Genomic DNA, 24,520 nt, shown 5'->3' with positions numbered 1-24,520 from the left:
GGGAGACGTCCGCGTGACAACTGAGGGTGCGGCGATGTCGGAGTTGCCGGCAGAGCTCGAACGGGTGCACATGGTGGGAATCGGCGGTGCCGGGATGTCCGGGATCGCACGCATTCTGCTGGCGCGCGGTGGTCAGGTGTCCGGATCGGATGCCAAGGAATCGCGCGGGGTGTTGGCGCTGCGAGCCCGCGGTGCGCTGGTGCGAATCGGGCACGATGCAAGCGCGCTGGACATGATCGACGGCGGCCCCACCGTGGTCGTGACGACCCACGCGGCCATACCCAAGACCAACCCCGAACTCGTCGAGGCTCGCGATCGCGGGATTCCGGTGGTGTTGCGGCCCGCCGTCCTCGCGTCGTTGATGGAGGGGTACCGCACCCTGCTGGTGTCGGGCACGCACGGCAAGACGTCGACCACATCGATGTTGGTCGTCGCACTGCAGCACTGTGGGTTCGACCCGTCGTTCGCCGTCGGCGGTGAGCTCAACGAGGCCGGAACCAACGCGCATCACGGCAGTGGCGACGTCTTCGTCGCCGAGGCGGACGAGAGTGACGGTTCGCTGTTGCAGTACTCCGCGAACGTGATCATCGTGACGAACATCGAGGCCGATCATCTCGATTTCTTCGGTACGACCGAGGCCTACGTGAAGGTGTTCGACGATTTCGCCGCGCTGCTGCACCCGGGCGGTGTGCTGGTGGCATGCATGGACGATCCGGGTTCGGCAGCTCTGGCCCGCCGCGTGGTCGAGAAGAATCTCCCCGGAGTGACGGTGCTCGGCTACGGGTCGTCCGACGTCGACGCCGGACCGGTCGAGATGGCCGTTCGCCTGTTGGCCTGGGAGCCCGAGGACATCGGCGGCGTCGCGCAGTTGCAGATCGCCGGTGAGGACTCTGCCCGCACGGTTCGGCTGGGAGTACCGGGACGGCACACCGCCCTCAACGCCCTGGCGGCGTTCGTGGCTGCCCGCCAGGTGGGCGCGGGGGTCGAGGAGTTGCTGGCCGGGCTGACCGGATTCGGGGGAGTGCACCGGCGGTTCCAGTTCACCGGACGCGAGCACGGAGTACGAGTGTTCGACGACTACGCCCATCACCCCACCGAGGTGCGGGCCGTGCTGACCGCTGCGCAGGCGTTGGTCGCGGGTCAAGCACTTCCGGGCGAGCGGGGGCGGGTCGTGGTGGTGTTCCAACCGCATCTGTACTCACGTACTGCGACGTTCGCCGAGGAATTCGGTACCGCACTGTCGTTGGCCGACGAGATCGTGGTGCTCGACGTCTACGGCGCTCGCGAGGAACCCCTGCCCGGTGTGACCGGGGCCTTGGTCGCAGCGTCGGTGACCAAACCGGTGAACTACCAACCGGATCTGTCGTTGGTCGCCAAGCAGGTGGCCAATCTCAGCCGTCCCGGCGACGTGGTGATCACGATGGGTGCGGGCGACGTGACCATGCTCGGCGGTCCCATTCTCGACGCCCTTCGTTCCAAAACCGATTTCGGTGCCACGACCGGCCGCGCGGTACCGAAGGATCGGCCGTCGACGTGACTCGTCGGTCCGATCGAGACCGCGCTTCCAGATCGGAACCCGTTGCCGGGCAGGGTGATTCGACGTCGTCGGTCACAGACAGGCAAGCTCGCGCGCAGGCCAGGGAAGAAGAGCGCGCTCGCGTGAAACGGTCACGCCGTCGCGCGGTGCTTGCCGTCGTGGCGGTTGTCGCAGTGATCGTCGGGTCGGCAGTACTGGTCTACTTCACGCCGCTGCTGTCGGTTCGGACGATCTCGGTCGTGGGAGCCTCGTCGGTGTCCGAACAGGAGATCCTCGACCGACTCGAGGTGCCGACCGGCCTGCCGCTGGTCCGTGTCGACGCCGCGGCCGCGGCCCAGCGTGTTGCGTCGATACCGGAGCTGGCATCGGTTCGGGTGCAACGGAAATACCCGTCCACCGTGCAGGTCACCGTCGAAGAACGTGTCCCGGTGGCGTTCGTCGATTCTCCCGACGGCACTCACTTGCTCGATGCGACCGGCGTGGACTTCGCCGTCGCACCGCCTCCGCCCGGGGTGGTCCGACTGGTGACCGACAATCCTGTCTTCGGCGATCCGGTGACGAAAGATGCACTGGCTGTGCTCGATTCGCTGCCGCCGCTGATTCGAGGTCAGGTCGGCGAAGTGCGCGCGAGCACGCTGTCCGACATCTCGATCCTGCTGTTGGACGGGCGTACCGTCGTGTGGGGGAACAAGGACAACTCCGAGCGCAAGGGGGCGGTGGCCATCGCGCTGCTGTCGCAACCGGGTCAGATTTTCGACGTGTCCAGTCCCGATCTTCCGACCACGAAATAGCAACGGGTCCGAAAGGCTCATATTTTCGGCGCGGCATCGGCGCGCCTAATGGCGATCGTGGCCGTCGGTGAATAGCGTTCCGATCAGTCGAGTACTTGACATAACTCTAAGCCTGTGGTTTAGGTTGAGGGTTTTCCACATTTTTCGAGCAACAATCCACGGAAGGCGAGAGCCCATGACGCCCCCGCACAACTACCTCGCCGTAATCAAGGTCGTCGGCATCGGCGGCGGCGGCGTGAACGCGGTCAACCGGATGATCGAACAGGGACTCAAGGGAGTCGAGTTCATCGCCGTCAACACCGACGCTCAGGCCTTGCTGATGAGTGACGCCGACGTCAAGCTCGACGTCGGCCGTGAGCTGACTCGCGGACTCGGTGCCGGTGCCGACCCCGAGGTGGGTCGCCGCGCAGCGGACGACCACAAGGACGAGATCGAAGAGGTCCTCAAGGGTGCCGACATGGTCTTCGTCACCGCAGGTGAGGGTGGCGGAACCGGTACCGGCGGTGCTCCCGTCGTCGCCAACATCGCGCGCAAGCTCGGCGCGCTGACCGTCGGCGTCGTGACGCGTCCGTTCTCCTTCGAGGGCAAGCGCCGTGGTGGCCAGGCCGACACCGGTATCCAGCAGCTGCGTGAATCCTGCGACACGCTCATCGTCATCCCCAACGATCGTCTGCTTCAGCTCGGCGACGCAGCCGTCAGCCTCATGGATGCGTTCCGCAGTGCCGACGAGGTCCTGCTCAACGGCGTTCAGGGCATCACCGATCTGATCACCACCCCCGGGCTGATCAACGTCGACTTCGCCGACGTCAAGGGCGTCATGTCCGGCGCAGGCAGTGCGCTGATGGGCATCGGTTCCTCCCGCGGTGAAGGCCGCGCGATCAAGGCCGCGGAATCCGCGATCAACTCGCCGCTGCTGGAAGCGTCCATGGAAGGTGCCCGCGGAGTGCTGCTCTCCATCGCGGGTGGCTCGGATCTCGGCCTGTTCGAGATCAACGAGGCCGCCTCGCTGGTCCAGGAAGCTGCGCACATCGACGCCAACATCATCTTCGGAACCGTCATCGACGACTCTCTCGGCGACGAGGTTCGTGTCACCGTCATCGCCGCCGGGTTCGACGGAGGAACGCCCACGCGTCGTCCGGTCGAGGCAGCGGCATCCACCCGCGGCCCGATCGGATCGGCGCGCTCGGGGGAGGTCTCCTCACGCTCGAACGACAGCTCCGAGGGCGCTGTGTTCCGCGACCCGGTCGGCGCACCCAGCGGATCGAGCCTGCCCCCGCTGAACTCGTCCAGTTCGTCGAACCGCGAATCGTCCAGCCGCGAGTCCGCAGCCGGTCACGGCCGGGATTCCGGCGGTCAAGGCCGCGAGTCGGTCGGATCCGGACGCCGCGTTCCCGTCGCCGAGGACGACGGCGAAGACGAGGTCGACGTACCGTCCTTCATGCGGCGGTGAGTGACTCCTTTCGGGTCAGGCGGGTGTCGACGACGCGAGCAGGCGGCGTGTCGGCCCCGCCGTTCGACACCTTCAATCTCGGTGACCACGTAGGCGACGACCCGGCTGCTGTCGAGGCCAACCGTCGACGCCTCGGTGACCGTTTGGGTATGGGCATCGAACGCATGGTGTTCATGGAGCAGGTCCACGGCCGCACCGTCACGGTGGTGGACGGGCCGGTGTCCGAGCCCGTTCCCATGACCGATGCGTTGGTGACGACGCAACGCGATCTCGCGCTCGTGGTGTTGACGGCCGACTGTGTTCCGGTGTTGCTGTCCGACGAAGAGGCGGGCGTGATCGCCGCGGTGCACGCCGGCCGTGTCGGTGCCCGCATCGGCATCATTCCTCGAGTACTCGCGTCGATGGTCGAGCTGGGCGCGGTCCCGGAGAGGATCGGGGCCTTCCTCGGCCCGGCGGCCAGTGGGCGTCAGTACGAGGTACCCGCCCACATGCGCGCCGACGTCGACAAGCATCTTCCCGGAAGCGCGACGACGACGGTTCGGAACACCCCCGGTCTCGATATCCCGGCCGGTGTGCGCGCGCAGCTGATTGCCGCCGGCCTGCACGGAGTGGCTCAGGATCCCCGGTGCACCATCGAGGATCGCACCCTGTTCAGCCATCGCCGGGAGGGTTCGACCGGCCGTATCGCGAGCGTCGTGTGGATGGATTCCGCATCCGCAGACGAGGTTCCCGACTCCGGCCAGGAGAGGATCTCGTGAGCGAGCCCACCGACCGAGCTGCCGAGATCGCCGCCGCGTTGGCGTCGGTACGCGAACGATTGGCGCGAGCATGTGCGGACGCAGGTCGAGAAGACTCGACCGTGACTCTGCTGCCGGTGACGAAGTTCTTCCCCGCGTCCGACGTTCGGATCCTGTACGAGCTGGGCTGCCGTGAGTTCGGCGAGTCCAGAGAGCAGGATGCGTCGCCCAAGGTGGCCGAGACCGCCGAGGACTTCCGCGGTGATCCGCCGCGGTGGCACATGATCGGGCATCTCCAACGAAACAAGGCGAAGTCCATCGCTGCGTGGGCGCACTCCATTCACTCGGTGGACAGTGCTCGATTGGTCACCGCGCTGTCCAAGGCCACCAAGACGGCACTCGACGACGGCGCTCGGACGACGCCGCTCGACGTCCTCGTTCAGATCAGTCTCGATGGCGATGTCCACCGCGGCGGCGTCGAACGCGGGGACCTGTACGAGTTGGCCGACGCGGTGTCGACCGCACCCGGCTTGCGTCTGGCGGGACTGATGGCCGTACCTCCGTTGGACGCCGACGCGGACGCTGCGTTCGGTGATCTCCAGGTGCTGCATCAGCGACTTCTGCGTGATCATCCCGATGCCCGCGAGTTGTCGGCCGGCATGACGGGGGACCTGGAAGCTGCTGTGCGACACGGATCGACGTGCGTGCGTGTCGGTACCGCAATACTCGGTGCGCGGCCGATAGCCTCCCAATAACAGTCCACGGATCACATCAGTCACAACAGACACTTGCGAACCTGGAGATGGACAGTAGACACGGCCACGGAAGGCAGAACGATGAGCACCCTGCACAAGTTCAAGGCGTACTTCGGCATGGTTCCGCTCGCGGACTACGAGGACGACTACCTCGACGATCCGGACACCCGCCGCAGTCCCCGTGGTGGCCGTGACGGTTACGACGACATCGACGATCGTGACTTCGTCAAGCCGTCGTTCGGTGGCTCGCGGCACGCGCAGGCCGACGACGACTACGACGATTACGAGGCCCCTCGCCCCGCTGCGACGCTCGCTCCGATCGGTGGACGCGCACGCGGCACAGCAGGACCGTCGACCCGAGGCGCTGCCACTCGTGGCGCGCTGGCCATGGACACCCGCATGGACGTGCGGGCCGAGACGCGACGCAGCCCGATCGTCGACGACGGCGGCCCACTCTCGAAGATCACCACCCTGCGCCCGAGGGACTACAGCGAGGCGCGCACCATCGGTGAGCGTTTCCGTGACGGCACTCCGGTCATCATGGATCTCGTCGAAATGAGCAACGCCGACGCCAAGCGACTCGTCGACTTCGCTGCCGGATTGGCCTTCGCGCTCCGTGGATCTTTCGACAAGGTGGCCACGAAGGTGTTCCTGCTTTCGCCGGCCGATGTCGATGTATCCCCGCAGGAGCGCAGGCGAATTGCGGAAACCGGCTTCTACAGCCAGCAGTGATCGTTTCTCCCCTTGGGGCGGCAAGTCGGAGCTGTGACCAGCGCACTTTGCTCAGCCCGGCGAAGTCAGGCAGAGTATAGCCGTGATCGTGTTCACGGTGATCAACATCGTATTGTTTCTTTTTTGGCTCCTTCTCATCGGTCGAATCATCGTCGAGTTCATCAGGACTTTCGCGAGAGATTGGCAACCGACCGGGCTGGTCGTCATCCTTCTGGAGGCGATCTTCACGGTCACCGACCCGCCCGTGAAGTTCCTGCGCAGGATAATTCCGCCGCTCAACCTCGGTGGTGTGCGACTGGACCTGTCGATCATGGTCTTGCTGTTCGTCGTGTTCATTCTGTGGAATGTGACCAGCAGCCTCGCGGCCTGAGGCCGAAGATGGAATGTTAGAACTCGGGACCCAGCGCAAGCTGCGTGTCCCGTGTGACAGAATGGACGCCAGTTACAGTTTGATTGTTCTGCACTCGCGCGGAATGGCATATAACTGAATGCTTGCTCTACCGCCCCAAGACGCGTGAAGGGATCCTTCCATGCCGCTGACTCCAGCTGATGTGCACAACGTTGCGTTCAGCAAGCCGCCCATCGGTAAGCGCGGTTACAACGAAGACGAGGTCGACGCATTTCTCGACCTTGTCGAGCAAGAGTTGTCCCGACTGATCGAAGAGAACGCCGACCTGCGCCAGCGCGTCGGTGAGCTCGACCAGGAGCTTGCGGACGCCAAGAACTCTGCGCGCCAGAGCCCACAGTCGGCTCCGGTCGCCGCACCGAAAGCCGAGCCGCAGCGGCCGGTCGATCCCCCCAAGCCGCCACCGGTGGTTCAGCAGCCCGCGCCGGTCGCTCCCGTGGCCGCAGCACCGCAGCAGAGCGGCGACTCCAACATGCAGGCCGCGAAGATTCTCGGTCTCGCGCAGGAGATGGCGGACCGCCTCACCGGCGATGCGAAGACCGAGTCCGAGCAGCTGCTCGGCAATGCGCGCACCAACGCCGAACGGCTGGTGTCGGATGCCCGCGCTCGCTCGGAGTCGATGATGTCCGAAGCGCGGCAGAAGTCCGAGTCGCTGCTCACCGATGCACAGACTCGCTCCGAGACCCAGCTTCGCCAGGCCAAGGAGAAGGCCGACGCATTGCAGGCCGACGCCGAGCGCAAGCACACCGAGATCATGGCGACGATCAACCAGCAGCGGTCGGTGCTGGAAGGTCGCATCGAGCAGCTCAAGACGTTCGAGCGCGAATACCGGGTGCGCCTCAAGTCGTACCTCGAATCGCAGCTCGAAGAGCTCGAGAACCGTTCGTCGGCGCTGCCGGTGGACAACGGCCAGGACAACTTCAACCAGGACAACCAGACGTCCGGCTACAGCCAGTCGTACGCCAAGGGCAACAACTGACGCGATCGTTCTCCGACGCTGCCTCTCGGGGCAGCGTCGGGCTCGGTTGTAGCGTCGAGTGGTGAGCGAGGAATCCTGTGCTGATTCTGACTCTCGGCGCGGCGGCTGTCGGGTTCGGGTTCCTGGTGTTGGCCCTGATGACCGGATCGGTCGTCTGGGCCTGGGCCTGCATCGTGATCTGCATAGTCGGGGCGGTGCTGCTCCTGGTCGGGGCCCTGCTCGGGCGACGGCCACCGCCCGAGATCGACAGGTAGCATCTACGCGGTAGTGCATCAGGCGGCAGTACATCAGGCGGTAGTGCATCAGTTCGACGGTTGTCAGACGAGAGAACAATCAGGCGTCGATCCGGCCATCACCGGGGAGCCTTCGGAAGAACGACAGTGACGATTCGGTCTGCAACGACCGAAATGGGCTGTTCAGTAGAACCGAACGGGTGAGCCCGTCACAGCTCGTGTGGAGAGGCTCGGTCCGACGGGTTCCATCGGTCCGAGCAAGCGGGGTGGTACCGCGGTACTCGGCGTCCCCATCGCCGAATGTCGTCCCCGTGCCAATCGATGTCGCGTCCTGTACGCGTCCGGCACGGAGGAGACAGATATGACAGATTCGAGCGCACGCACCGAGAACGCGTCGTACCCGCTGGTGGATCTGGCCGAAGGTCGATCGGGCAGCGTTCCGTTTCCCGATCTCGAGCGCATCGTGCTGCACGAATGGGCCGAGGACGGCACGTTCCGCGCCAGCATCGACAACCGCGCCGATGCCGAGGAATTCGTTTTCTACGACGGACCTCCGTTCGCCAACGGCTTGCCGCACTACGGCCATCTGCTCACCGGGTACGTCAAGGATCTCGTGCCCCGGTTCCAGACCATGCGCGGCAAGAAGGTCGAGCGTCGTTTCGGGTGGGACTGCCACGGCCTTCCCGCCGAATTGGAAGCGGAGAAGCAACTCGGCATCAAGGACAAGTCCGAGATCGACGAGATGGGCCTGGCGAAGTTCAACGCCTACTGCAAGCAATCGGTGTTGCAGTACACCGACGAGTGGCGGGATTACGTCACTCGGCAGGCGCGGTGGGTCGACTTCGACAACGACTACAAGACCCTCGACGTCGACTTCATGGAGTCCGTCATGTGGGCGTTCAAGACGCTCCACGACAAGGGCCTGATCTACCAGGGCTACCGAGTGCTGCCGTACAGCTGGTACGAGCAGACGCCGCTGTCCAACCAGGAGACCCGGCTCGACGACGCGTACAAGATGCGTCAGGATCCCGCGGTCACCGTCACCATGCCCCTGACGGCACCGGGCACACCCCTGGACGGCGCGAACGCACTGATCTGGACCACCACGCCGTGGACTCTGCCGTCGAACCTCGCGATCGCGGTGCATCCGGAGGTGCACTACGTTCAGGTCCGCGGTGCCGACGGTGAGCGTTACGTGCTTGCCTCTGCCCGACTCGCGCACTATGCGAAGGAACTGGGGGAGGAGCCGGAGGTGCTCTCGGAGCACACCGGCGCGGAGTTGGTCGGCCTCGCCTACGCACCGCCCTACGACTTCTTCCTCGGCCACGAGAATGCGCATCGCGTTCTTAAGGCCGATTACGTCACCACCGACTCCGGCACCGGAATCGTCCATCTCGCACCGGCATTCGGTGAGGAGGACATGGACGTCGCCACCGCGAACGGTATCGAGGTCGTGCAACCGCTCGATGCGGGCGGCAAATTCACGTCGTTGGTGCCGCCCTACGAGGGCCTGATGGTGTTCGACGCCAATCCGGTGATCATCAAGGATCTCAAGGCCTCGGGCCGCTTGCTGCGGCACGAGACCATCGAGCACTCGTACCCGCACAGTTGGCGTAGTGGTCAGCCGCTGATCTACATGGCGGTTCCGTCGTGGTTCGTCGCGGTCACCAAGTTCCGCGATCGGATGGTCGAGCTCAACCAGGAGATCACCTGGGTGCCCGAGCACATCAAGGACGGTCAGTTCGGCAAGTGGCTCGAAGGTGCCCGCGACTGGAACATCAGCCGAAACCGGTACTGGGGCAGCCCGATCCCGGCCTGGACGTCCGACGACCCCGCCTACCCTCGTCTCGACGTGTACGGCAGCCTGGACGAACTCGAGCGTGACTTCGGTGTGCGTCCGACCGATCTGCATCGGCCGTACATCGACGACCTGACGCGTCCCAACCCGGACGACCCGACCGGCAAGTCGACCATGCGTCGCGTTCCCGAGGTGCTGGACTGCTGGTTCGAATCGGGCTCGATGCCGTATGCACAGGTGCACTTCCCGTTCGAGAACGAGGAGTGGTTCCAGACGCACAACCCGGGCGACTTCATCGTCGAATACAACGGTCAGACGCGCGGCTGGTTCTACACCCTGCACGTGCTCGCGACTGCTTTGTTCGACCGGCCTGCCTTCAAAACCGTTGCTGCCCATGGCATCGTGCTCGGTGACGACGGTCTGAAGATGAGTAAGTCGAAGGGGAACTACCCGGACGTCAAGGAGGTCTTCGACCGCGACGGCTCGGATGCCATGCGGTGGTTCCTGATGTCGTCGCCGATCCTGCGCGGTGGCAACCTGATCGTCACCGAGCAGGGCATCCGCGAGGGAGTGCGGCAGGCGCTGTTGCCGATCTGGAACGCGTGGAGCTTTTTGCAGCTCTACGCGTCGACGCCGGGGCAGTGGCGGACCGATTCTCCGCACGTTCTCGATCGGTACGTGCTGGCCAAACTGTCCGCCACGCGGGATGCGATCACCGACGCGCTCGAAGGGAACGACATCGCCGGGGCGTGCGACGAACTGCGTACGTTCTGTGACGCACTGACCAATTGGTATGTGCGACGGTCACGTTCACGCTTCTGGGGCGAGGAGGCCGACGCGATCGACACCCTGCACACGGTGCTCGAAGTGCTCACCCGCATCGCCGCTCCGTTGTTGCCGTTGATCAGCGAGGTGGTCTGGCGCGGATTGACCGGTGGCCGATCGGTGCACCTCACGGATTGGCCGACCGCCGACGAGTTGCCGTCCGACCCGGAGCTGGTCGACAGCATGGACGAGGTTCGTACCGTGTGCTCCACGGTGCTCGGTCTGCGTAAGGCGCAGAATCTGCGCGTGCGGCTGCCGCTGCCCGAGGTGACCGTCGCGGCCGCCGACGCCGAGCGTCTGCGTCCGTTCCTCGACATCATCGCCGACGAGGTCAACGTCAAGAAGGTGGATCTGACCGAAGACGTTGCCGTGCACGGCAAATTCGAGCTCGTCGTGAACGCACGCGCTGCCGGGCCGCGAATCGGCAAGGATGTCCAGAAGGTCATCAAGGCAGTCAAGGCCGGTGACTGGTCCGAGGACGAAGGCGGCGTCGTGAGCGCCGCAGGCATCGCGTTGCTGCCCGAGGAGTACACCCGCAGACTCGTTGCCGCGGAGCCGGAATCGACGGCACCGCTGCCCGGGAACGCAGGACTCGTGGTGCTCGATTCGGCGGTCACCGAAGAGCTGGAGGCCGAGGGTTGGGCCAAGGACCGCATCCGTGAGCTGCAGGATGCGCGTCGTAGCCACGGACTCGATGTGTCCGACCGTATCGACATCGTCATCGAGGTACCCGAACATCGACGGGCGTGGCTGGACGCTCATCGGGATCTGATCGCGCGCGAGGTACTCGCGTTGTCGCTGGTCGACGGCTCGGTCGGCGACGACGGCAGCGATCTCGGTGAGGGAGTTCGGGCAGCGATCACGAAGTCGTCGTGACCGAGGGCATATGAGCGAGGGGCACCGGGTCGTCGTGACCGAGGAGGAGGTGGTCGATGCCGTCCACGAGCGTCTCTCCGAGGCTCGCGGCGGCGTCGTTCCCATCGCCGCCGCCGGCCATCCGGTGCTGCGTGCCCCGGCGCTGCGCTACACCGGTCAGCTCGGGCGTGATGTGTTGACGGAGTTGATCGAGGTGATGCGCGCGACGATGCACGATGCGCCCGGTGTCGGCCTTGCTGCACCGCAGATCGGAATTCCGTTGCAGATCGCGGTGATCGAGGATCTCTTCGATGTCGCGGTGGACGTCGCCCGGGTCCGGGAGCGCACCCCGTTGTCGTTCCGAGCGTTGATCAATCCTCGGTACACCCCGGTAGGGCGACGCACGGCCTCGTTCTACGAGGGCTGCCTCAGTGTGCCGGGGTATCAGGCCGTCGTGACCCGCGCCGCGGAAGTCCGGCTTCTGTGCACCGACGAGACCGGCCGAGAGATCGACGAGGTGGTGCGTGGCTGGCCCGCACGGATCGTGGCCCACGAGAGCGATCACCTCGCCGGCACGCTGTACATCGATCGTGCGCACACACGGTCGCTGACCACGACCGAGCAGTACTCCGCACGGTGGTCCGATCCCGGACCGGAGCGGGCCGCACGTGTGCTCGGCTTCGGTGCCGACGCCCCGTCCGAGCCGCCCGACGGCCGTCGTTGACCATGCCCGACAGTGTCGATCGGACTCTGCGCAGCCGGCGTTGGGTGTTGCATCTTGACATGGACGCGTTCTTCGCGTCCGCCGAGCAGCTGACGCGGCCGACGCTGCGGGGTCGGCCGGTGCTGGTCGGCGGTGCAGGCGGCAGAGGCGTGGTGGCCGGGTGCAGCTATCAGGCCCGGGCGTTCGGGGCTCGTTCGGCGATGCCGATGCATCAGGCCCGTCGACTCGTCGGTGCGAGCGCAGTGGTCCTGCCGCCGCGGTTCCCGCTGTACTCGGAGCTGAGCAGACGTGCGTTCGAGGCGCTTCGGGTGCGCATGCCCGTGCTGGAACAGCTCTCGATCGACGAGGCCTTCGGCGAGCCGCTCGAGCTGGCGGGCGCGACGGTGGCCGAGGTCGAGCGCTTCTGTGCCGATCTGCGGGCGCTGGTACTGGCAGAGACCGGGCTCGTCGCCTCCATCGGTGCCGGGTCCGGGAAACAGATCGCCAAGATCGCATCGGGTCTGGCCAAACCCGATGGAATCACGGTGGTAGCGCCCGGCATCCAGGCCGAGTTGATGGCCGATCTGCCGGTGCGCAAGTTGTGGGGGATCGGCCCTGTTGCCGGAGAACGGTTGCACCGCTTGGGGATCGACACCATCGGCAAGTTCGTGGCTACGCCCGAGTCGGAAGTGGCGTCGATTCTCGGTGCGACCATGGGCCCGAGCCTGCATCAGCTGGCGCGCGGCATCGACAACCGGGTGGTGGCCGAGCGGGCCGAGGCCAAGCAGGTCAGTGCCGAGACGACGTTCGCGAACGACCTGACGACTCTCGCTCAACTGCGCCCGGCGATCGAGTCCATCGTCGAGTCGACTCATCGCCGGTTGCTGAAGGACGGCCGGGGGGCCCGCACGGTCGTGCTCAAGTTGCGTAAGTCCGACATGAGCATCATCACCAGATCGGCGACATTGCCCTACGCGACGGTGGACAAGCAGACGATCGTGGCCACTGCTCAGCGGTTGGCGGTCGATCCGGTGGATGTCGGACCGATCCGGCTCGTCGGTGTAGGGCTCGCCGGTCTGTCCGCGGTTCGGCAAGGATCGTTGTTCCCCGAACTCGAATACGAGCCGGTTGCTCCGGTCCCGGACGAGCCGTTACCCGCGACGGAGGAGGCCGCGAATCTCGCCGTGGTCGAGGACGGTCCGCGGTGGCAACCGGGTATGGACGTTCGGCATGTTCGGTACGGTCACGGGTGGGTGCAGGGCGCGGGACACTCGGTGGTGACGGTCCGTTTCGAGACACGGACCACCGGTCCGGGAACGGCCCGCACCTTTGCAGAATCGGACACCGACCTGGTCGTGGCCGATGTTCTGGACAGCTTGGCGTGAGTTGTGGCGCGGCTGAGGAAACTCTGTGAGGTTTCACAGGTATGGCCTTCGCGTTGTGACTCGGGCGAGTCGAGCTGACATAGTGGACTCGGTCCGAGACGACCCCCATACAGACGACCGACGAGTCACAGAACGATCGATACGTGACTCAGAGTGAAAAGGACAAGCACTTGAAGCTTCGCAACACCCGACGGGCCATGGTTGCCGGTATCGCCATCGCCGGTGCACTGACGATGTCTGCCTGCAGCTCCGGTGGCGGCGACGAGCCGACCGCCACGACGACGACGGCTGCCACCACCACGGCCGCTGCTCCCGCAGGCGGGGACTACCCGCCCGTGCCCACCGTCGAGCAGCTCAACACCGAGCTCAACCGCGGACTCGATCCCAACGTGCCGGTCGAGGAGAAGGCTGCTCTGATCCAGGGTGCGTCCGAGGATCCGGGTCTGATCAACCAGGTTGCCGCCGCTGCTGTGGCCAACAACGCACAGATCGAGATCACCAGCATCGACGATCTGGGCACCGGTGAGCTCAACGCGGGTATCACCATCACTCTCAACGGCCAGGCCAACCCCGGCACGTTCAAGTTCGTCCCCGAGGACGGTGTGTGGAAGCTCTCCAAGGAGAACGCCTGCGGCATCGTTTCTCTCGCGCAGCTGACCAGCCCGGCGTGCCCCGCACCCTGAGTCCTGCCGATCGTCTCTGACCAACCGCGAACTGCCGGTGACACCCTCTTTCGAGAGGGAGTCACCGGCAGTTCGTCTTGTGTCGGGACGGCGGTCAGGCGCTGGGCACGGCCGATCTAATGCGATCCGCTGCAGACCCCGCGACGGCGGTGACGGTCTCCGGTTCGAGTCCGCTCTGGTCGGAGACGACGATCTGCACCACGGTCGAGTCCACCACCGCCACCACGACGTCGGAGACCAGCGTGAAGCCCTCGCTCGTGGTGGTCAGTCGAATCGATGCGGACGCGTCGCCGACGGTCGCTTGGTCACGCCCCGCCACCGAGTAGTCGACGTCGATACCGTCCGCGTCGGTTCCGGTGAACGTCGAGCACTCGGACCACGCGCGCTGGATGTTAGCGAAAGCCTCGGCGGCTCCCGGCACGGGATAGCTCGCCGCGTCCTCGTCGATCGACGAGAAATTCGGCCCGGAGAAGCGAACCACCGCGCTCGACGCGGCTCCGGCCTCCTGTTGCGATACCGGCGCGAGGACGGCGGCGCACTCGGCCGGGTCGGTGCTCGAGCGATCCGGTGAGTCGTACTCCGGTGCCGGATCCAATCCCAGATCGCGAACCGGATCGGGAATCGAGGAGAAGCCGTCCGGCAGGTCTGCGAGTCCCAGCATCGCGGCAGTCAGCGCGGCCGGATCGGTGATGGGCGGACCGCGCAGCGGGTCGGGAGCCGCGACGGTGGTGAGGGCAGGCGTGGGCGTTTCGGCAGGCTCGTCCGTGCTGCATCCGGTGGCAGCGATCCCGAGAATCGACAACGTCGCCAGTACCCGGGTGGCAGCGCGCGTCATCGGGCGGTCCAGGTGATCGAATCGCCGACGGTTTGCCGGAGCACCGTGGTGCTGTCGGGGTCGGTGTACATCTGCTCGCCGCCTGTGGTGATCGAACCTCCGACCGGAAGTGGTCGGGAGAGATCGACGTCGAGTGTTCCCGCGCCCGTGAAGGTGTAGGACGCGATGTTGAGCGTGCCCGCATTGTCGGGCAGATTCCACACCGACGATTCGGGCGTCTGGGTGATGGCCACGTCGAGGGTCGCGCGGTCGCCGTCGAGTGCACGCAAGGTGACCGTGGTGCGCTGGTTCAGTGTGATGCCACTGAGCACTTGCTGATCGACGGTCCAGACCGCGCCGACCCCCACTTCCGCGTCGGGAAAGTCGATGGATCGGTACACCGCCGCGTTCAAGGAGCGTTCGATCGCGGCGCGGGCGGTGTCGAGGGCATCGTCGGCCGGCGTGATGTGCAGAGCGGTGATCGCTCCGGAATCTGTCCTGGCCAATCGCGCAGTCGATCCCTCGGATGCGGAGAGTGCGTCGGTCAGTCCAGCGTCCGGTGATGTCGCGGCCCCGATGGTCAGCTCGACGGAGGTGGTGGCCCCGCTCGACGCGTCCTCGTCCGGGACGGTGTCGGACGCCGAGGCAGTCAGCGGCACGGTCAGTTCCGGACTGGAGAAGTCTTGCGGCGCAGCAGCATTGATCTGTTGCTGCACGGTCGAGGTGGTGGTGAGGTCGACGCTCTGGTTCTGCGCGTCCGTGTCGGAGCTGTCGAAGGTGAGCGCGCGCCGTGGCTCGCTACCGGAATCGACGACGGTGGTGGTCGTGGGCGTCACCGCGATCGTGACCTCGTTCGAAGACGGGGTCTGTTCGGGTGCGGGATCCGAATCACCGCTCGAGCATCCGGCCAGTAGAGCCACTGCGCAGGAGGCGGCCACGAAGCCGGAGCGGACGGTGCGGGTGCGATCGGTCGACTTCACGGGCACCAGGCTACTGATGACACCGGGTGCGCAGACCGCTACCACGCGGCTCGGATGCGGACCGACGGTTGTCGATGCGCCATGATGGACGGGTGAGTGACGACCGACCCGACGATCCGACCACCGAGACCAGTGCAACCCCCGACCCCCACGAGGGTGCAGACGAGCAGGTGTCCGGTGCCGACAGTGCTGCGGTTCGGCCCGCCGCACCTCTGCGGACCCGACTCCTGGTGGCGATCGCTGCAGTGATTCTGCTGTTCGACCTGATCACGAAGATCGTGGTGGTGCACTACGTGAAGCCTGGAAACCCGATCGAGATCATCGGCGACGTCGTGACTCTGCGGCTGGTGCGCAATCCCGGTGCGGCGTTCTCCATGGCCACCGGAATGACGTGGTTGTTGACGCTGGTCGCCGTGGCCGTGGTGATCGGGGTCGTGAAGATCGGTCGAACGCTGCGTTCGCCGTGGTGGGCCCTGGGTCTGGGTCTGGTTCTCGGCGGCGCTCTGGGGAACCTGATCGACCGGTTCTTCCGCGCACCGGGCCCGTTCCAGGGTCATGTGGTCGATTTCGTATCGGTGGGCTGGTGGCCGGTGTTCAATGTCGCCGACTCGTCCATCGTGTGCGGGGCCATCCTGCTCGTCGCGCTCAGCCTGTTCGGTTTCGAGCCCAACGGCGAACGGGTGACCAAGTCCACGTCCGATGCCCCGCAGAAGGCCGACTCGTGAGGGAATCGCGTTCCATGCCGGTGCCCGACGGCTTGGACGGCATGCGCGTCGACGCCGGCCTGGCGCGACTTCTCGGGCTCTCGCGCACGGTCGCCGCAGCCTTGGCCGAAGAGGGCTCGGTGCTGGTCGATCACAGTGCCGTCGGGAAGTCCGATCGCCTCTCGGGTGGGTCGTGGCTAGAAGTGACTCTGCCCGAACCTGCACGTGAGCTGACTATCGAGGCCGAACCGGTCGAAGGTATGGAGATTCTCTACGCCGACGACGACGTGGTGGCAGTCGACAAACCGGTGGGCGTCGCCGCGCACGCCAGTGTGGGCTGGACCGGGCCGACCGTCATCGGCGGCCTCGCGGCCGCCGGTTTCCGGATCTCCACGTCCGGCGCGCACGAGCGTCAGGGCATCGTGCACCGACTCGATGTGGGAACGTCCGGGGTGATGGTGGTCGCGACGTCGGAGCGGGCATACACCGTGCTCAAGCGGGCGTTCAAGGCTCGTACGATCGACAAGCGTTATCACGCCCTGGTGCAGGGCCATCCGGATCCGAGCAGTGGAACCATCGATGCTCCGATCGGACGGCACGGCAGCAACGACTGGAAGTTCGCTGTCCGCGCGGACGGCAAGCCCAGCGTCACCCACTACGACACGGTCGAGGCCTTCCAGGCCGCGAGCCTGCTGGACGTCCACCTGGAAACCGGACGCACGCACCAGATCCGCGTGCACTTCTCGGCGCTGCGGCACCCGTGTTGCGGCGACCTGACCTACGGGGCCGACCCGCGGTTGGCCGAACGGTTGGGCCTGGAACGTCAGTGGCTGCACGCGCGTTCGCTCGGCTTCGCGCACCCGTCCGACGGCCGCTGGGTCGAGATCGAGAGCAAGTACCCGGCAGACCTCGAACACGCTCTCGAGGTGCTCCGGAAGGCGTGATGCGCGGATTCTCGGGTGTGGTCGGTGTCGTCGTCACGATCGCTCTGGTGGTCGGTGGCTTGACCGTCGTCGGCCATCTGAACCCGCAACGGCAACTGCATGTGGGCACCGACCGGCTCGGCCCGGACAGCGGCGAGCAGGTGACCGACTATCTGGTTCGCGCCGAGGCGAGCCTGCTCGGCGACGATGCCGAGCCTCGCTGGGGATCGGTGTCGTTCGATCGTGAACTCACCGCCGAACAGGCCTACGCCGCCGCGAACGGCGTGCGCATCTCGATGGTGCTCTTTCGAGTACCGCTCGATCGCGTGCAAACTCCGATCCTCACGGTCGGTGTTCCCGGCAGTGAACGGTCGATACTGAATGCGACCGCGCGCGCTGCCGGCCAGATCCAGGAATCGTTCGGCGTGGAGGACCGGCAGGCTCAGATAGACGCTGTGTCGCAGCGCCGGTTGCTGAGCGGATGCGCATGCGTGGTGACGGTGGTCGTGCGGGGCACCGCGGCCGAGTTGAGCGAGGTGGCAGGCCGCGACGGGGTGCGGGCGGTGGAGGCACTTCCGCCCGACGCGGTGTCCGGGAAGTTCGCCGTCGAGCCGTTGCTTCCGGAGTACATCGACGTCGTCGGGCCGCTGCCGGACGACGGGCCGGTTCCCGCCGAATGAGGCAACTTCAGTCTCGTTCGTCACACCCGTCACGTCCTCCCAGGACACACCGTCGGCCTGAAAAATCTGTCGGTTCCACCGCCTAGAGTGGGTGCATTCGCGGCTCGTATTTTCGAAAACGCACGACCTTCAGGAGAGAACCTTCGTGGCCGATTCGTTCGTTCATCTGCACAACCACACCGAATATTCGATGCTCGACGGTGCCGCCAAGATCGGGGCCATGTTCGCCGAGGCGGCGCGGTTGGAGATGACGGCGGTCGGCATGACCGACCACGGCAACATGTACGGAGCCAGCGAGTTCTACAACGAGGCCAAGAAGGCCGGCATCAAGCCGATCATCGGCATCGAGGCCTACATCGCTCCCGAATCCCGATTCAACAAGAAGCGCGTCCTGTGGGGCGATCGAAGCCAGAAGTCCGACGACGTCTCCGGTAGCGGTGCGTACACGCACATGACGATGGTGGCGGAGAACGCGACCGGCGTACGCAATCTGTTCAAGCTGTCCTCGCTGGCGTCCATCGAGGGTCAGCTCGGCAAATGGGCCCGGATGGACGAGGAGATCATCGCTCAGCACGCCGAGGGCATCATCGCCACCACCGGATGCCCGTCCGGTGAGGTTCAGACGCGCCTACGTCTGGGCCAGGACCGCGAAGCCCTCGAGGCTGCGGCCAAGTGGCAGGAGATCTGGGGCCCGGACAACTTCTTCCTCGAGTTGATGGACCACGGTCTGTCCATCGAGCGGCGAGTCCGCGAAGGCCTGCTCGACATCGGCAAGAAGCTGTCCATTCCGCCGTTGGCCACCAACGACTGCCACTACGTCACCAAGGACGCCGCCGAGAACCACGAGGCTCTGCTGTGCATCCAGACCGGTAAGACGCTCAGCGATCCCACTCGTTTCAAGTTCGACGGCGACGGCTACTACCTCAAGTCCGCTGCCGAGATGCGTGCTCTCTGGGACGACGAGGTACCCGGTGCCTGCGACAGCACGCTCCTCATCGCCGAGCGAGTCCAGCCCTACGACGAGGTGTGGGCGCACCGCGACCGGATGCCCATCTTCCCGGTTCCCGAGGGATACACGCAGGGAACGTGGCTGCGGCACGAGGTCATGACCGGACTCGAACGTCGGTTCCCCGACGGTCCGGCCGAGGATTACCTCGCGCGAGCGGAGTACGAGATCAAGGTGATCCTGGAGATGGGCTTCCCGGCCTACTTCCTCGTGGTCGGCGACCTCATCAATCACGCGAAAGCGGTCGGCATCCGCGTCGGACCGGGCCGTGGTTCCGCCGCCGGATCCCTGGTTGCCTACGCCATGGGCATCACCAACATCGATCCGCTCCCGCACGGATTGCTCTTCGAGCGATTCCTCAACCCCGAGCGCGTCTCGATGCCCGATATCGATATCGACTTCGACGATCGTCGTCGCGGTGAGATGGTGCGCTACGCCACGGAGAAGTGGGGTAGCGACCGGGTTGCGCAGGTCATCACCTTCGGCACCATCAAGACCAAGGCTGCCATCAAGGACTCCGCACGTGTGCAGTTCGGCCAGCCCGGTTTCGGCATCGCCGATCAGATCACCAAGGCTCTGCCGCCACCCATCATGGCCAAGGACATCTCGGTGGCCGGCATCACCGATCCGTCGCACGAGCGCTACAAGGAGGCCGTCGAGGTCCGAGCGCTCATCGACTCCAACCCCGACGTGGCCACGATCTACAAGACGGCCAAGGGCCTCGAAGGCCTGATCCGCAACGCGGGCGTGCACGCCTGCGCGGTCATCATGTCCTCGGAGCCGCTCACCGACGCAATCCCGGTGTGGAAGCGGGCCCAGGACGGCGCGATCATCACCGGCTGGGACTACCCGTCGTGCGAGGCCATCGGCCTGCTGAAGATGGACTTCCTCGGTCTGCGAAACCTCACGGTCATCGGCGACGCGATCGACAACATCAAGGCCAACCGCGGCATCGACATCGATCTCGACGCGTTGCCGCTCGACGATCCGGCGACCTTCGAATTGCTTTCTCGCGGAGACACTCTCGGTGTTTTCCAGCTCGACGGCAGCGCGATGCGCGACCTGCTGCGCCGCATGCAGCCCACCGGTTTCGAGGACATCGTCGCCGTGCTGGCGCTGTACCGCCCGGGTCCGATGGGCATGAACTCGCACAACGACTACGCCGACCGCAAGAACGGGCGGCAGGAGGTCAAGCCGATTCACCCTGAGCTCGAAGAGCCGCTCAAGGTGATTCTCGGCGAGACGTACGGCCTGGTGGTCTACCAGGAGCAGATCATGCAGCTCGCGCAGAAGGTCGCCGGGTACACCCTGGGCCAGGCCGACCTGCTGCGTCGTGCCATGGGAAAGAAGAAGCTCTCCGAGCTGGAGAAGGCGTACGCCGGATTCCGTCAGGGCATGTTGGACAACGGCTTCTCCGAGGCCGCGATCAAGGCGCTGTGGGACACCGTGCTCCCGTTCGCCGGCTACGCGTTCAACAAGTCGCACTCGGCCGGATACGGCCTGGTCTCGTACTGGACGGCGTACCTCAAGGCCAACTATCCGGCCGAGTACATGGCCGGCCTGCTCACCAGTGTCGGTGACGACAAGGACAAGGCCGCGATCTACCTGGCCGACTGCCGCAAGCTCGGCATCACGGTGCTGCCACCGGACGTCAACGAATCCGAGCTCAACTTCGCATCGGTGGGCAAGGACATCCGGTTCGGTCTCGGCGCGGTGCGCAACGTCGGCACGAACGTGGTCGCATCGATCATCAGAGCGCGGTCGGAGAAGTCCAAATACACGGACTTCTCGGACTACCTGGGCAAGATCGACGCGATCGCGTGCAGCAAGAAGGTCACCGAATCTCTCATCAAGGCAGGCGCTTTCGACTCTCTCGATCATCCGCGCAAGGGTCTGATGTTGATCCATGCCGACGCGATCGATGCGGTGATGGGCACCAAGAAGGCCGAGGCGATCGGACAGTTCGATCTGTTCGGCGGTGAGGACGCCGACGAGTCCATCTCCTCGGTGTTCAACGTCCGCGTGCCGGACGAGGAGTGGGAGTCCAAGCACCGTCTGGCCCTCGAGCGCGAGATGCTCGGTCTCTACGTCTCCGGCCACCCGCTGCTCGGTGTCGAGCACATGTTGGCCGCGAAGTCCGACTGCAACATCCCGACGATCCTCGAAGGGGACATCAAGGACGGCACTCAGGTCACCGTCGGCGGAATTCTGGCCTCGGTGAACCGGCGGATCAACAAGAACGGTCTGACGTGGGCGTCGGCTCAGCTCGAGGACCTTGCCGGCGGCATCGAGGTGCTGTTCTTCCCACAGGCCTACTCGGTGTTCGGTGCCGACGTCACCGAGGACTCGGTGGTGCTCGTCAAGGGTCGCGTGTCGGTGCGTGACGACCGGGTGTCGTTGATTGCGAACGATCTTGCGGTGCCGGATCTTTCGGCGATCGGTATCGACAAGCCGCTCGCGGTGAGTTTGCCGACGCGACTGTGCACGGCAGACAAGGTCGGCGCGCTCAAGCGGGTGTTGATCAGCCACCCAGGGACCTCGGACGTCCATCTACGTTTGGTCAGTGGCGACAAGATCACCACGATGAAGCTCGACGACAGTTTGCGGGTGACGCCGACGTCGGCGCTGATGGGAGACCTGAAGGCGCTACTGGGGCCCGGCTGCCTGACGGGGTGAGCCGGTCCGGGCGGGGTGGACCTCGGTCAATCGGAGAGTCCACCACGCGGCGACTGCGACTGCCGCGCCGCCGAGGACGGCTGCCTGCAGTGATCCGACCAGCGCGAGGGTGGCGACGAATACGACGAGCCCGATCGCCAATGACTCGAGCTTGTACAGAGGCCAATCGACTCCGGCGACATCGACCGTGCGCAGGGCGGGGACAGTTCGACGGCTCACCTGGTTGCTCGTGTAGGTCATCGCGTCCTCCTCGGGTACGCCCGTCCGGTTCGATGATTCGGGTGTCCGGCGGGTGAAGTTCAGACTATACCCACGCAAAGATTCGGTCCACCGAACTCATGGTTCCGAGCTGCGACGATCGAGATTCGGTGGCGTCTCGGCGGCCGTGGGTGTTGACTGAAACCATGCCATTGACAGGAGAATACGAACCGAGTTCATCCGACTGGGCCCGAAAGCAGGCCGAGCTGTACGAGAACTCCGGCGGAACCGAAGGCACGACGATGAACGGGATGCCGGTCGTGCTGCTGACCACCAAGGGAAACAAGAGCGGAAAGCTGCGCAAGTCGCCGTTGATGCGGGTGGAACACGATGGGGAGTACGCCATCGTGGCCTCCCTCGGTGGTGCGCCGAAGCACCCCGTCTGGTACTTCAACGTCAAGGCCGAGCCGCTGGTGGAGCTGCAGGACGGACCCGAAAAGCATGATTACGTCGCTCGGGAGGTAACCGGCGACGAGAAAGCCGTGTGGTGGGAGCGCTCGGTCGCGGTCTACCCCGATTACGCGGATTACCAGAAGAAGACCGACCGGGAGATCCCGGTGTTCGTCCTCGCGCGCGCCTGAGCGCGATCGGCCTGCCCGTGGAACGGTCCCGAGTGGGTGACCGTTCCACGCTGGTGGCAGCATGTGCTGGTGTCTTCATCACCTGAGCTCGCCTCCCAGCACCCCTCGTCGGTAGCCGTCACCGCGGCCGACATCGATGCAGCTGCGATGCGAATTTCCTCGGTGGTCGCCGCGACACCCCTGCAGTTGTGCGAGCGCCTGTCGGCAGAGACCGGAGCGACGGTCTACCTCAAACGCGAAGACCTGCAGATCGTCCGCTCGTACAAGATTCGCGGCGCGTACAACCTGATGGATCAGTTGACCGAGGCCGAGCGCAGCGTCGGCGTGGTCACGGCGAGTGCCGGGAACCACGCGCAGGGTGTGGCATTCGCCTGTCGGTCCATGCAGGTGCGAGGTCGGATCTACGTGCCGGCCAACACCCCCAAGCAGAAGCGTGACCGAATCAGGGTGCACGGAGGCGACTTCGTGGAGCTCATTGTCATCGGCGACACGTTCGACGCCGCAGCTGCCGCGGCTGCCGCGGACGTGGCCCGTACCGGTGCCACCATGGTCCCGCCGTTCGACGATCCACGAACGGTGGCGGGCCAAGGGACGATCGCCAAGGAAATCGTCGATCAGCTCGGCGGCGCACCCGATGTGGTGGTGATGCCCGTCGGCGGGGGCGGCTGCATCGCGGGTATCTCCAGTTATCTGCGTGAGCGCGCTCCGCAGACATCGTTGGTCGGCGTCGAACCATCCGGTGCTGCGTCGATGACCGCTGCGTTGATTGCTGGTGGGCCGGTGACGCTGTCGGATATCGATCCGTTCGTCGACGGGGCGGCGGTCCGGCGTATCGGCGATGTTCCGTACTCGGCGCTGCAGTCGTTGGGCGCGACGGTGGTGTCCCATGCATCGTTGCCCCTGATCACCGCGCCGGTGTTCGAAAGCTCCGGCCCCGGTGCGTTCCTGATCACCCAGATCGACGAGGGCGCGGTCTGTACCGCAATGCTCGAGCTGTACCAGAACGAAGGGGTCATCGCCGAGCCCGCAGGCGCATTGGCGGTCGCCGCGCTCGAGCATCTCGACATCGCACCGGGAAGTACCGTCGTGTGCCTGGTGTCCGGGGGAAACAACGACGTCTCACGGTACGGCGAGATTCTCGAACGATCGCTCGTCCACCTCGGCCTCAAGCACTACTTCCTCGTGGACTTTCCGCAGGAGCCCGGCGCACTGCGTCGGTTTCTCGACGAGGTACTCGGGCCCGAGGACGACATCACCCTGTTCGAGTACGTCAAGCGAAACAACCGGGAGACCGGTGCCGCGCTCGTCGGCATCCAACTCGGTGCGGCGCACGGCCTTTCGGCCCTCCTCGAACGTATGCGGTCCTCGCACCTTCAGGTGGAGCAGCTGGAGCCGGGTTCGCCGGTCTACCGCTACTTGACCTGAGTCACCGACCCAGCAGGCGGTCGACCACCCGCTTGTGCAGTTCGGGGTCGACGGCGGGCAGATCGAGGACGGCTCCGAGGTATATCCCGTCGCCGACGAGTCGGATGATCTCGGCCTGCACCGGATCGTCGATCTCGGTACGTAAGCCCTCGTCCCACTGCTGCATCATGTCCGTGACGGCGTCCTGCACCTCGCCGGAGTTTCCGTCGACGCTGCGCAGTGCCGCCAGCGTGGAGCGGTAGAGCGCGATTTCCTTCTCCGAAATGCAATCGGGTGGTTGCAGATACCACTCCGCCACGGAGGTGCCACCTGCGCCGGCGTCGGCTCGCTGCTGATCGGCCTGAACGGCGAGCCGTCGGACCATGGCAGCGACCAGAGCGTCCTTGGTCTTGAAGTGGTACAGCAAGCCGCCCTTCGATACCCCGGCGGCGGCAGCGACGCTGTCCAGGGTCACTTTGGTCATGCCGTGTTCGAGAAGCAATGTCTCGAGCGAATCCAGAATTCGGTCGCGTGTGTCAGATGACATGAAACTCACTTTACCGGCTGGACGGTTCGAGGTAGTCTTCGGAGCTGTACCGGCTGGACGGTTGGTATCCAGAATGTG

23 protein-coding genes are annotated in these 24,520 nt (G+C 65.4%); 19 read left to right on the top strand and 4 right to left on the bottom strand.

Features of this window, described 5'->3' with window-relative positions:
* Positions 1–34 precede the first annotated feature (34 nt).
* The 13 genes from murC (at position 35) to K414_RS0118710 (ending at position 13,869) form a co-directional block, all read left to right on the top strand.
* Complete coding sequence (gene murC / locus K414_RS0118775) at positions 35–1,537, top strand: UDP-N-acetylmuramate--L-alanine ligase (RefSeq protein WP_045841252.1); 1,503 nt, start codon at positions 35–37, stop codon at positions 1,535–1,537.
* 122 nt (positions 1,538–1,659) lie between these two features.
* Positions 1,660–2,328, top strand: a complete 669-nt coding sequence (locus tag K414_RS0118770; protein WP_230593424.1) for an FtsQ-type POTRA domain-containing protein — start codon at positions 1,660–1,662, stop codon at positions 2,326–2,328.
* A gap of 175 nt (positions 2,329–2,503) precedes the next feature.
* Positions 2,504–3,778 (top strand): cell division protein FtsZ, encoded by a 1,275-nt coding sequence (ftsZ, locus tag K414_RS0118765; protein ID WP_027497341.1) that lies wholly within the window; start codon positions 2,504–2,506, stop codon positions 3,776–3,778.
* The gene (gene pgeF, locus K414_RS27355) at positions 3,775–4,536 is read left to right on the top strand and encodes a peptidoglycan editing factor PgeF (RefSeq protein WP_051365164.1); all 762 of its coding nucleotides are present in this window, start codon (positions 3,775–3,777) and stop codon (positions 4,534–4,536) included. The genes ftsZ and pgeF overlap by 4 nt, the downstream gene beginning before the upstream one ends.
* Positions 4,533–5,270, top strand: coding sequence for a YggS family pyridoxal phosphate-dependent enzyme (locus K414_RS0118750; RefSeq protein ID WP_027497340.1), 738 nt, complete (start codon positions 4,533–4,535; stop codon positions 5,268–5,270). Before pgeF ends, K414_RS0118750 begins: the two co-directional genes overlap by 4 nt.
* A gap of 81 nt (positions 5,271–5,351) precedes the next feature.
* A complete protein-coding gene (locus K414_RS0118745; RefSeq protein ID WP_027497339.1) occupies positions 5,352–6,002 on the top strand; it encodes a cell division protein SepF in 651 nt (216 codons plus the stop codon).
* A gap of 82 nt (positions 6,003–6,084) precedes the next feature.
* Positions 6,085–6,372 carry a YggT family protein gene (locus tag K414_RS0118740; RefSeq protein WP_027497338.1) on the top strand — a complete coding sequence of 96 codons (288 nt, stop codon included), beginning with the start codon at positions 6,085–6,087 and terminating at the stop codon, positions 6,370–6,372.
* 160 nt (positions 6,373–6,532) lie between these two features.
* Positions 6,533–7,387 (top strand): DivIVA domain-containing protein, encoded by an 855-nt coding sequence (locus K414_RS0118735; protein WP_027497337.1) that lies wholly within the window; start codon positions 6,533–6,535, stop codon positions 7,385–7,387.
* 77 nt (positions 7,388–7,464) lie between these two features.
* Positions 7,465–7,641 (top strand): hypothetical protein, encoded by a 177-nt coding sequence (locus tag K414_RS29455; RefSeq protein WP_027497336.1) that lies wholly within the window; start codon positions 7,465–7,467, stop codon positions 7,639–7,641.
* A 340-nt stretch (positions 7,642–7,981) separates the two neighbouring features.
* Complete coding sequence (ileS, locus tag K414_RS0118725; protein WP_027497335.1) at positions 7,982–11,119, top strand: isoleucine--tRNA ligase; 3,138 nt, start codon at positions 7,982–7,984, stop codon at positions 11,117–11,119.
* Between the two features lie 10 nt (positions 11,120–11,129).
* On the top strand, positions 11,130–11,822 hold the full coding sequence (locus K414_RS0118720) for a peptide deformylase (RefSeq protein ID WP_081701625.1): 693 nt from the start codon (positions 11,130–11,132) through the stop codon (positions 11,820–11,822).
* Between the two features lie 2 nt (positions 11,823–11,824).
* Positions 11,825–13,186 carry a DNA polymerase IV gene (locus K414_RS0118715; protein WP_051365163.1) on the top strand — a complete coding sequence of 454 codons (1,362 nt, stop codon included), beginning with the start codon at positions 11,825–11,827 and terminating at the stop codon, positions 13,184–13,186.
* Between the two features lie 197 nt (positions 13,187–13,383).
* Positions 13,384–13,869: a hypothetical protein gene (locus K414_RS0118710; protein ID WP_202595107.1), complete on the top strand. Its 486-nt coding sequence runs from the start codon at positions 13,384–13,386 to the stop codon at positions 13,867–13,869.
* A gap of 94 nt (positions 13,870–13,963) precedes the next feature.
* Here K414_RS0118710 and K414_RS0118705 read toward each other — a convergent pair whose 3' ends face one another.
* Positions 13,964–14,704, bottom strand: coding sequence for a hypothetical protein (locus K414_RS0118705; protein WP_027497331.1), 741 nt, complete (start codon positions 14,702–14,704; stop codon positions 13,964–13,966).
* Positions 14,701–15,663 (bottom strand): hypothetical protein, encoded by a 963-nt coding sequence (locus K414_RS0118700; RefSeq protein WP_237606225.1) that lies wholly within the window; start codon positions 15,661–15,663, stop codon positions 14,701–14,703. Before K414_RS0118700 ends, K414_RS0118705 begins: the two co-directional genes overlap by 4 nt.
* Positions 15,664–15,755: 92 nt before the next feature.
* On the opposite strand from K414_RS0118700, the gene lspA reads away from it, so the two are divergent.
* From lspA to dnaE, 4 genes are all read left to right on the top strand, one after another.
* Positions 15,756–16,388, top strand: coding sequence for a signal peptidase II (lspA, locus tag K414_RS0118695; RefSeq protein ID WP_027497329.1), 633 nt, complete (start codon positions 15,756–15,758; stop codon positions 16,386–16,388).
* A complete protein-coding gene (locus K414_RS0118690) occupies positions 16,385–17,311 on the top strand; it encodes an RluA family pseudouridine synthase (protein WP_027497328.1) in 927 nt (308 codons plus the stop codon). The genes lspA and K414_RS0118690 overlap by 4 nt, the downstream gene beginning before the upstream one ends.
* Positions 17,311–17,970, top strand: a complete 660-nt coding sequence (locus tag K414_RS0118685) for a hypothetical protein (RefSeq protein ID WP_037219380.1) — start codon at positions 17,311–17,313, stop codon at positions 17,968–17,970. The genes K414_RS0118690 and K414_RS0118685 overlap by 1 nt, the downstream gene beginning before the upstream one ends.
* Positions 17,971–18,115: 145 nt before the next feature.
* Positions 18,116–21,652 (top strand): DNA polymerase III subunit alpha, encoded by a 3,537-nt coding sequence (gene dnaE / locus K414_RS0118680; RefSeq protein ID WP_027497326.1) that lies wholly within the window; start codon positions 18,116–18,118, stop codon positions 21,650–21,652.
* On the opposite strand, the gene K414_RS27350 is transcribed toward dnaE, so the two are convergent.
* The gene (locus tag K414_RS27350; protein ID WP_051365162.1) at positions 21,623–21,892 is read right to left on the bottom strand and encodes a hypothetical protein; all 270 of its coding nucleotides are present in this window, start codon (positions 21,890–21,892) and stop codon (positions 21,623–21,625) included. The genes dnaE and K414_RS27350 overlap by 30 nt on opposite strands.
* Positions 21,893–22,056: 164 nt before the next feature.
* Here K414_RS27350 and K414_RS0118670 point away from each other — a divergent pair, with 164 nt between their 5' ends.
* Together K414_RS0118670 and ilvA are read left to right on the top strand one after the other, a co-directional pair.
* Positions 22,057–22,491: a nitroreductase family deazaflavin-dependent oxidoreductase gene (locus K414_RS0118670; protein WP_027497325.1), complete on the top strand. Its 435-nt coding sequence runs from the start codon at positions 22,057–22,059 to the stop codon at positions 22,489–22,491.
* A 69-nt stretch (positions 22,492–22,560) separates the two neighbouring features.
* A complete protein-coding gene (gene ilvA, locus K414_RS0118665; RefSeq protein WP_027497324.1) occupies positions 22,561–23,916 on the top strand; it encodes a threonine ammonia-lyase IlvA in 1,356 nt (451 codons plus the stop codon).
* A 1-nt stretch (position 23,917) separates the two neighbouring features.
* Here the strand turns inward: ilvA and K414_RS0118660 are convergent, their stop codons facing one another.
* Positions 23,918–24,442 (bottom strand): TetR/AcrR family transcriptional regulator, encoded by a 525-nt coding sequence (locus tag K414_RS0118660; protein WP_027497323.1) that lies wholly within the window; start codon positions 24,440–24,442, stop codon positions 23,918–23,920.
* Positions 24,443–24,520: the final 78 nt, after the last annotated feature.

Source organism: Rhodococcus sp. JG-3, from assembly GCF_000482405.1.
GTDB lineage: Bacteria > Actinomycetota > Actinomycetes > Mycobacteriales > Mycobacteriaceae > Rhodococcoides > Rhodococcoides fascians.
The sequence above is the reverse complement of the archived record's forward strand: the minus strand, read 5'-3'. Positions and strand labels throughout refer to the sequence as shown.

Bases quoted from the DNA above. Each gene is read 5' to 3' on its own strand.
- K414_RS0118685 (WP_037219380.1), top strand. From the start codon at position 17,311: ATGCGCGGATTCTCGGGTGTGGTCGGTGTCGTCGTCACGATCGCTCTG.
- ftsZ (WP_027497341.1), top strand. From the start codon at position 2,504: ATGACGCCCCCGCACAACTACCTCGCCGTAATCAAGGTCGTCGGCATC.
- K414_RS27350 (WP_051365162.1), bottom strand. From the start codon at position 21,892: ATGACCTACACGAGCAACCAGGTGAGCCGTCGAACTGTCCCCGCCCTG.
- K414_RS0118710 (WP_202595107.1), top strand. From the start codon at position 13,384: ATGGTTGCCGGTATCGCCATCGCCGGTGCACTGACGATGTCTGCCTGC.
- K414_RS0118745 (WP_027497339.1), top strand. From the start codon at position 5,352: ATGAGCACCCTGCACAAGTTCAAGGCGTACTTCGGCATGGTTCCGCTC.
- K414_RS0118705 (WP_027497331.1), bottom strand. From the start codon at position 14,704: ATGACGCGCGCTGCCACCCGGGTACTGGCGACGTTGTCGATTCTCGGG.
- K414_RS0118735 (WP_027497337.1), top strand. From the start codon at position 6,533: ATGCCGCTGACTCCAGCTGATGTGCACAACGTTGCGTTCAGCAAGCCG.
- ileS (WP_027497335.1), top strand. From the start codon at position 7,982: ATGACAGATTCGAGCGCACGCACCGAGAACGCGTCGTACCCGCTGGTG.
- K414_RS0118670 (WP_027497325.1), top strand. From the start codon at position 22,057: ATGCCATTGACAGGAGAATACGAACCGAGTTCATCCGACTGGGCCCGA.
- K414_RS0118715 (WP_051365163.1), top strand. From the start codon at position 11,825: ATGCCCGACAGTGTCGATCGGACTCTGCGCAGCCGGCGTTGGGTGTTG.
- murC (WP_045841252.1), top strand. From the start codon at position 35: ATGTCGGAGTTGCCGGCAGAGCTCGAACGGGTGCACATGGTGGGAATC.
- K414_RS0118720 (WP_081701625.1), top strand. From the start codon at position 11,130: ATGAGCGAGGGGCACCGGGTCGTCGTGACCGAGGAGGAGGTGGTCGAT.
- K414_RS0118660 (WP_027497323.1), bottom strand. From the start codon at position 24,442: ATGTCATCTGACACACGCGACCGAATTCTGGATTCGCTCGAGACATTG.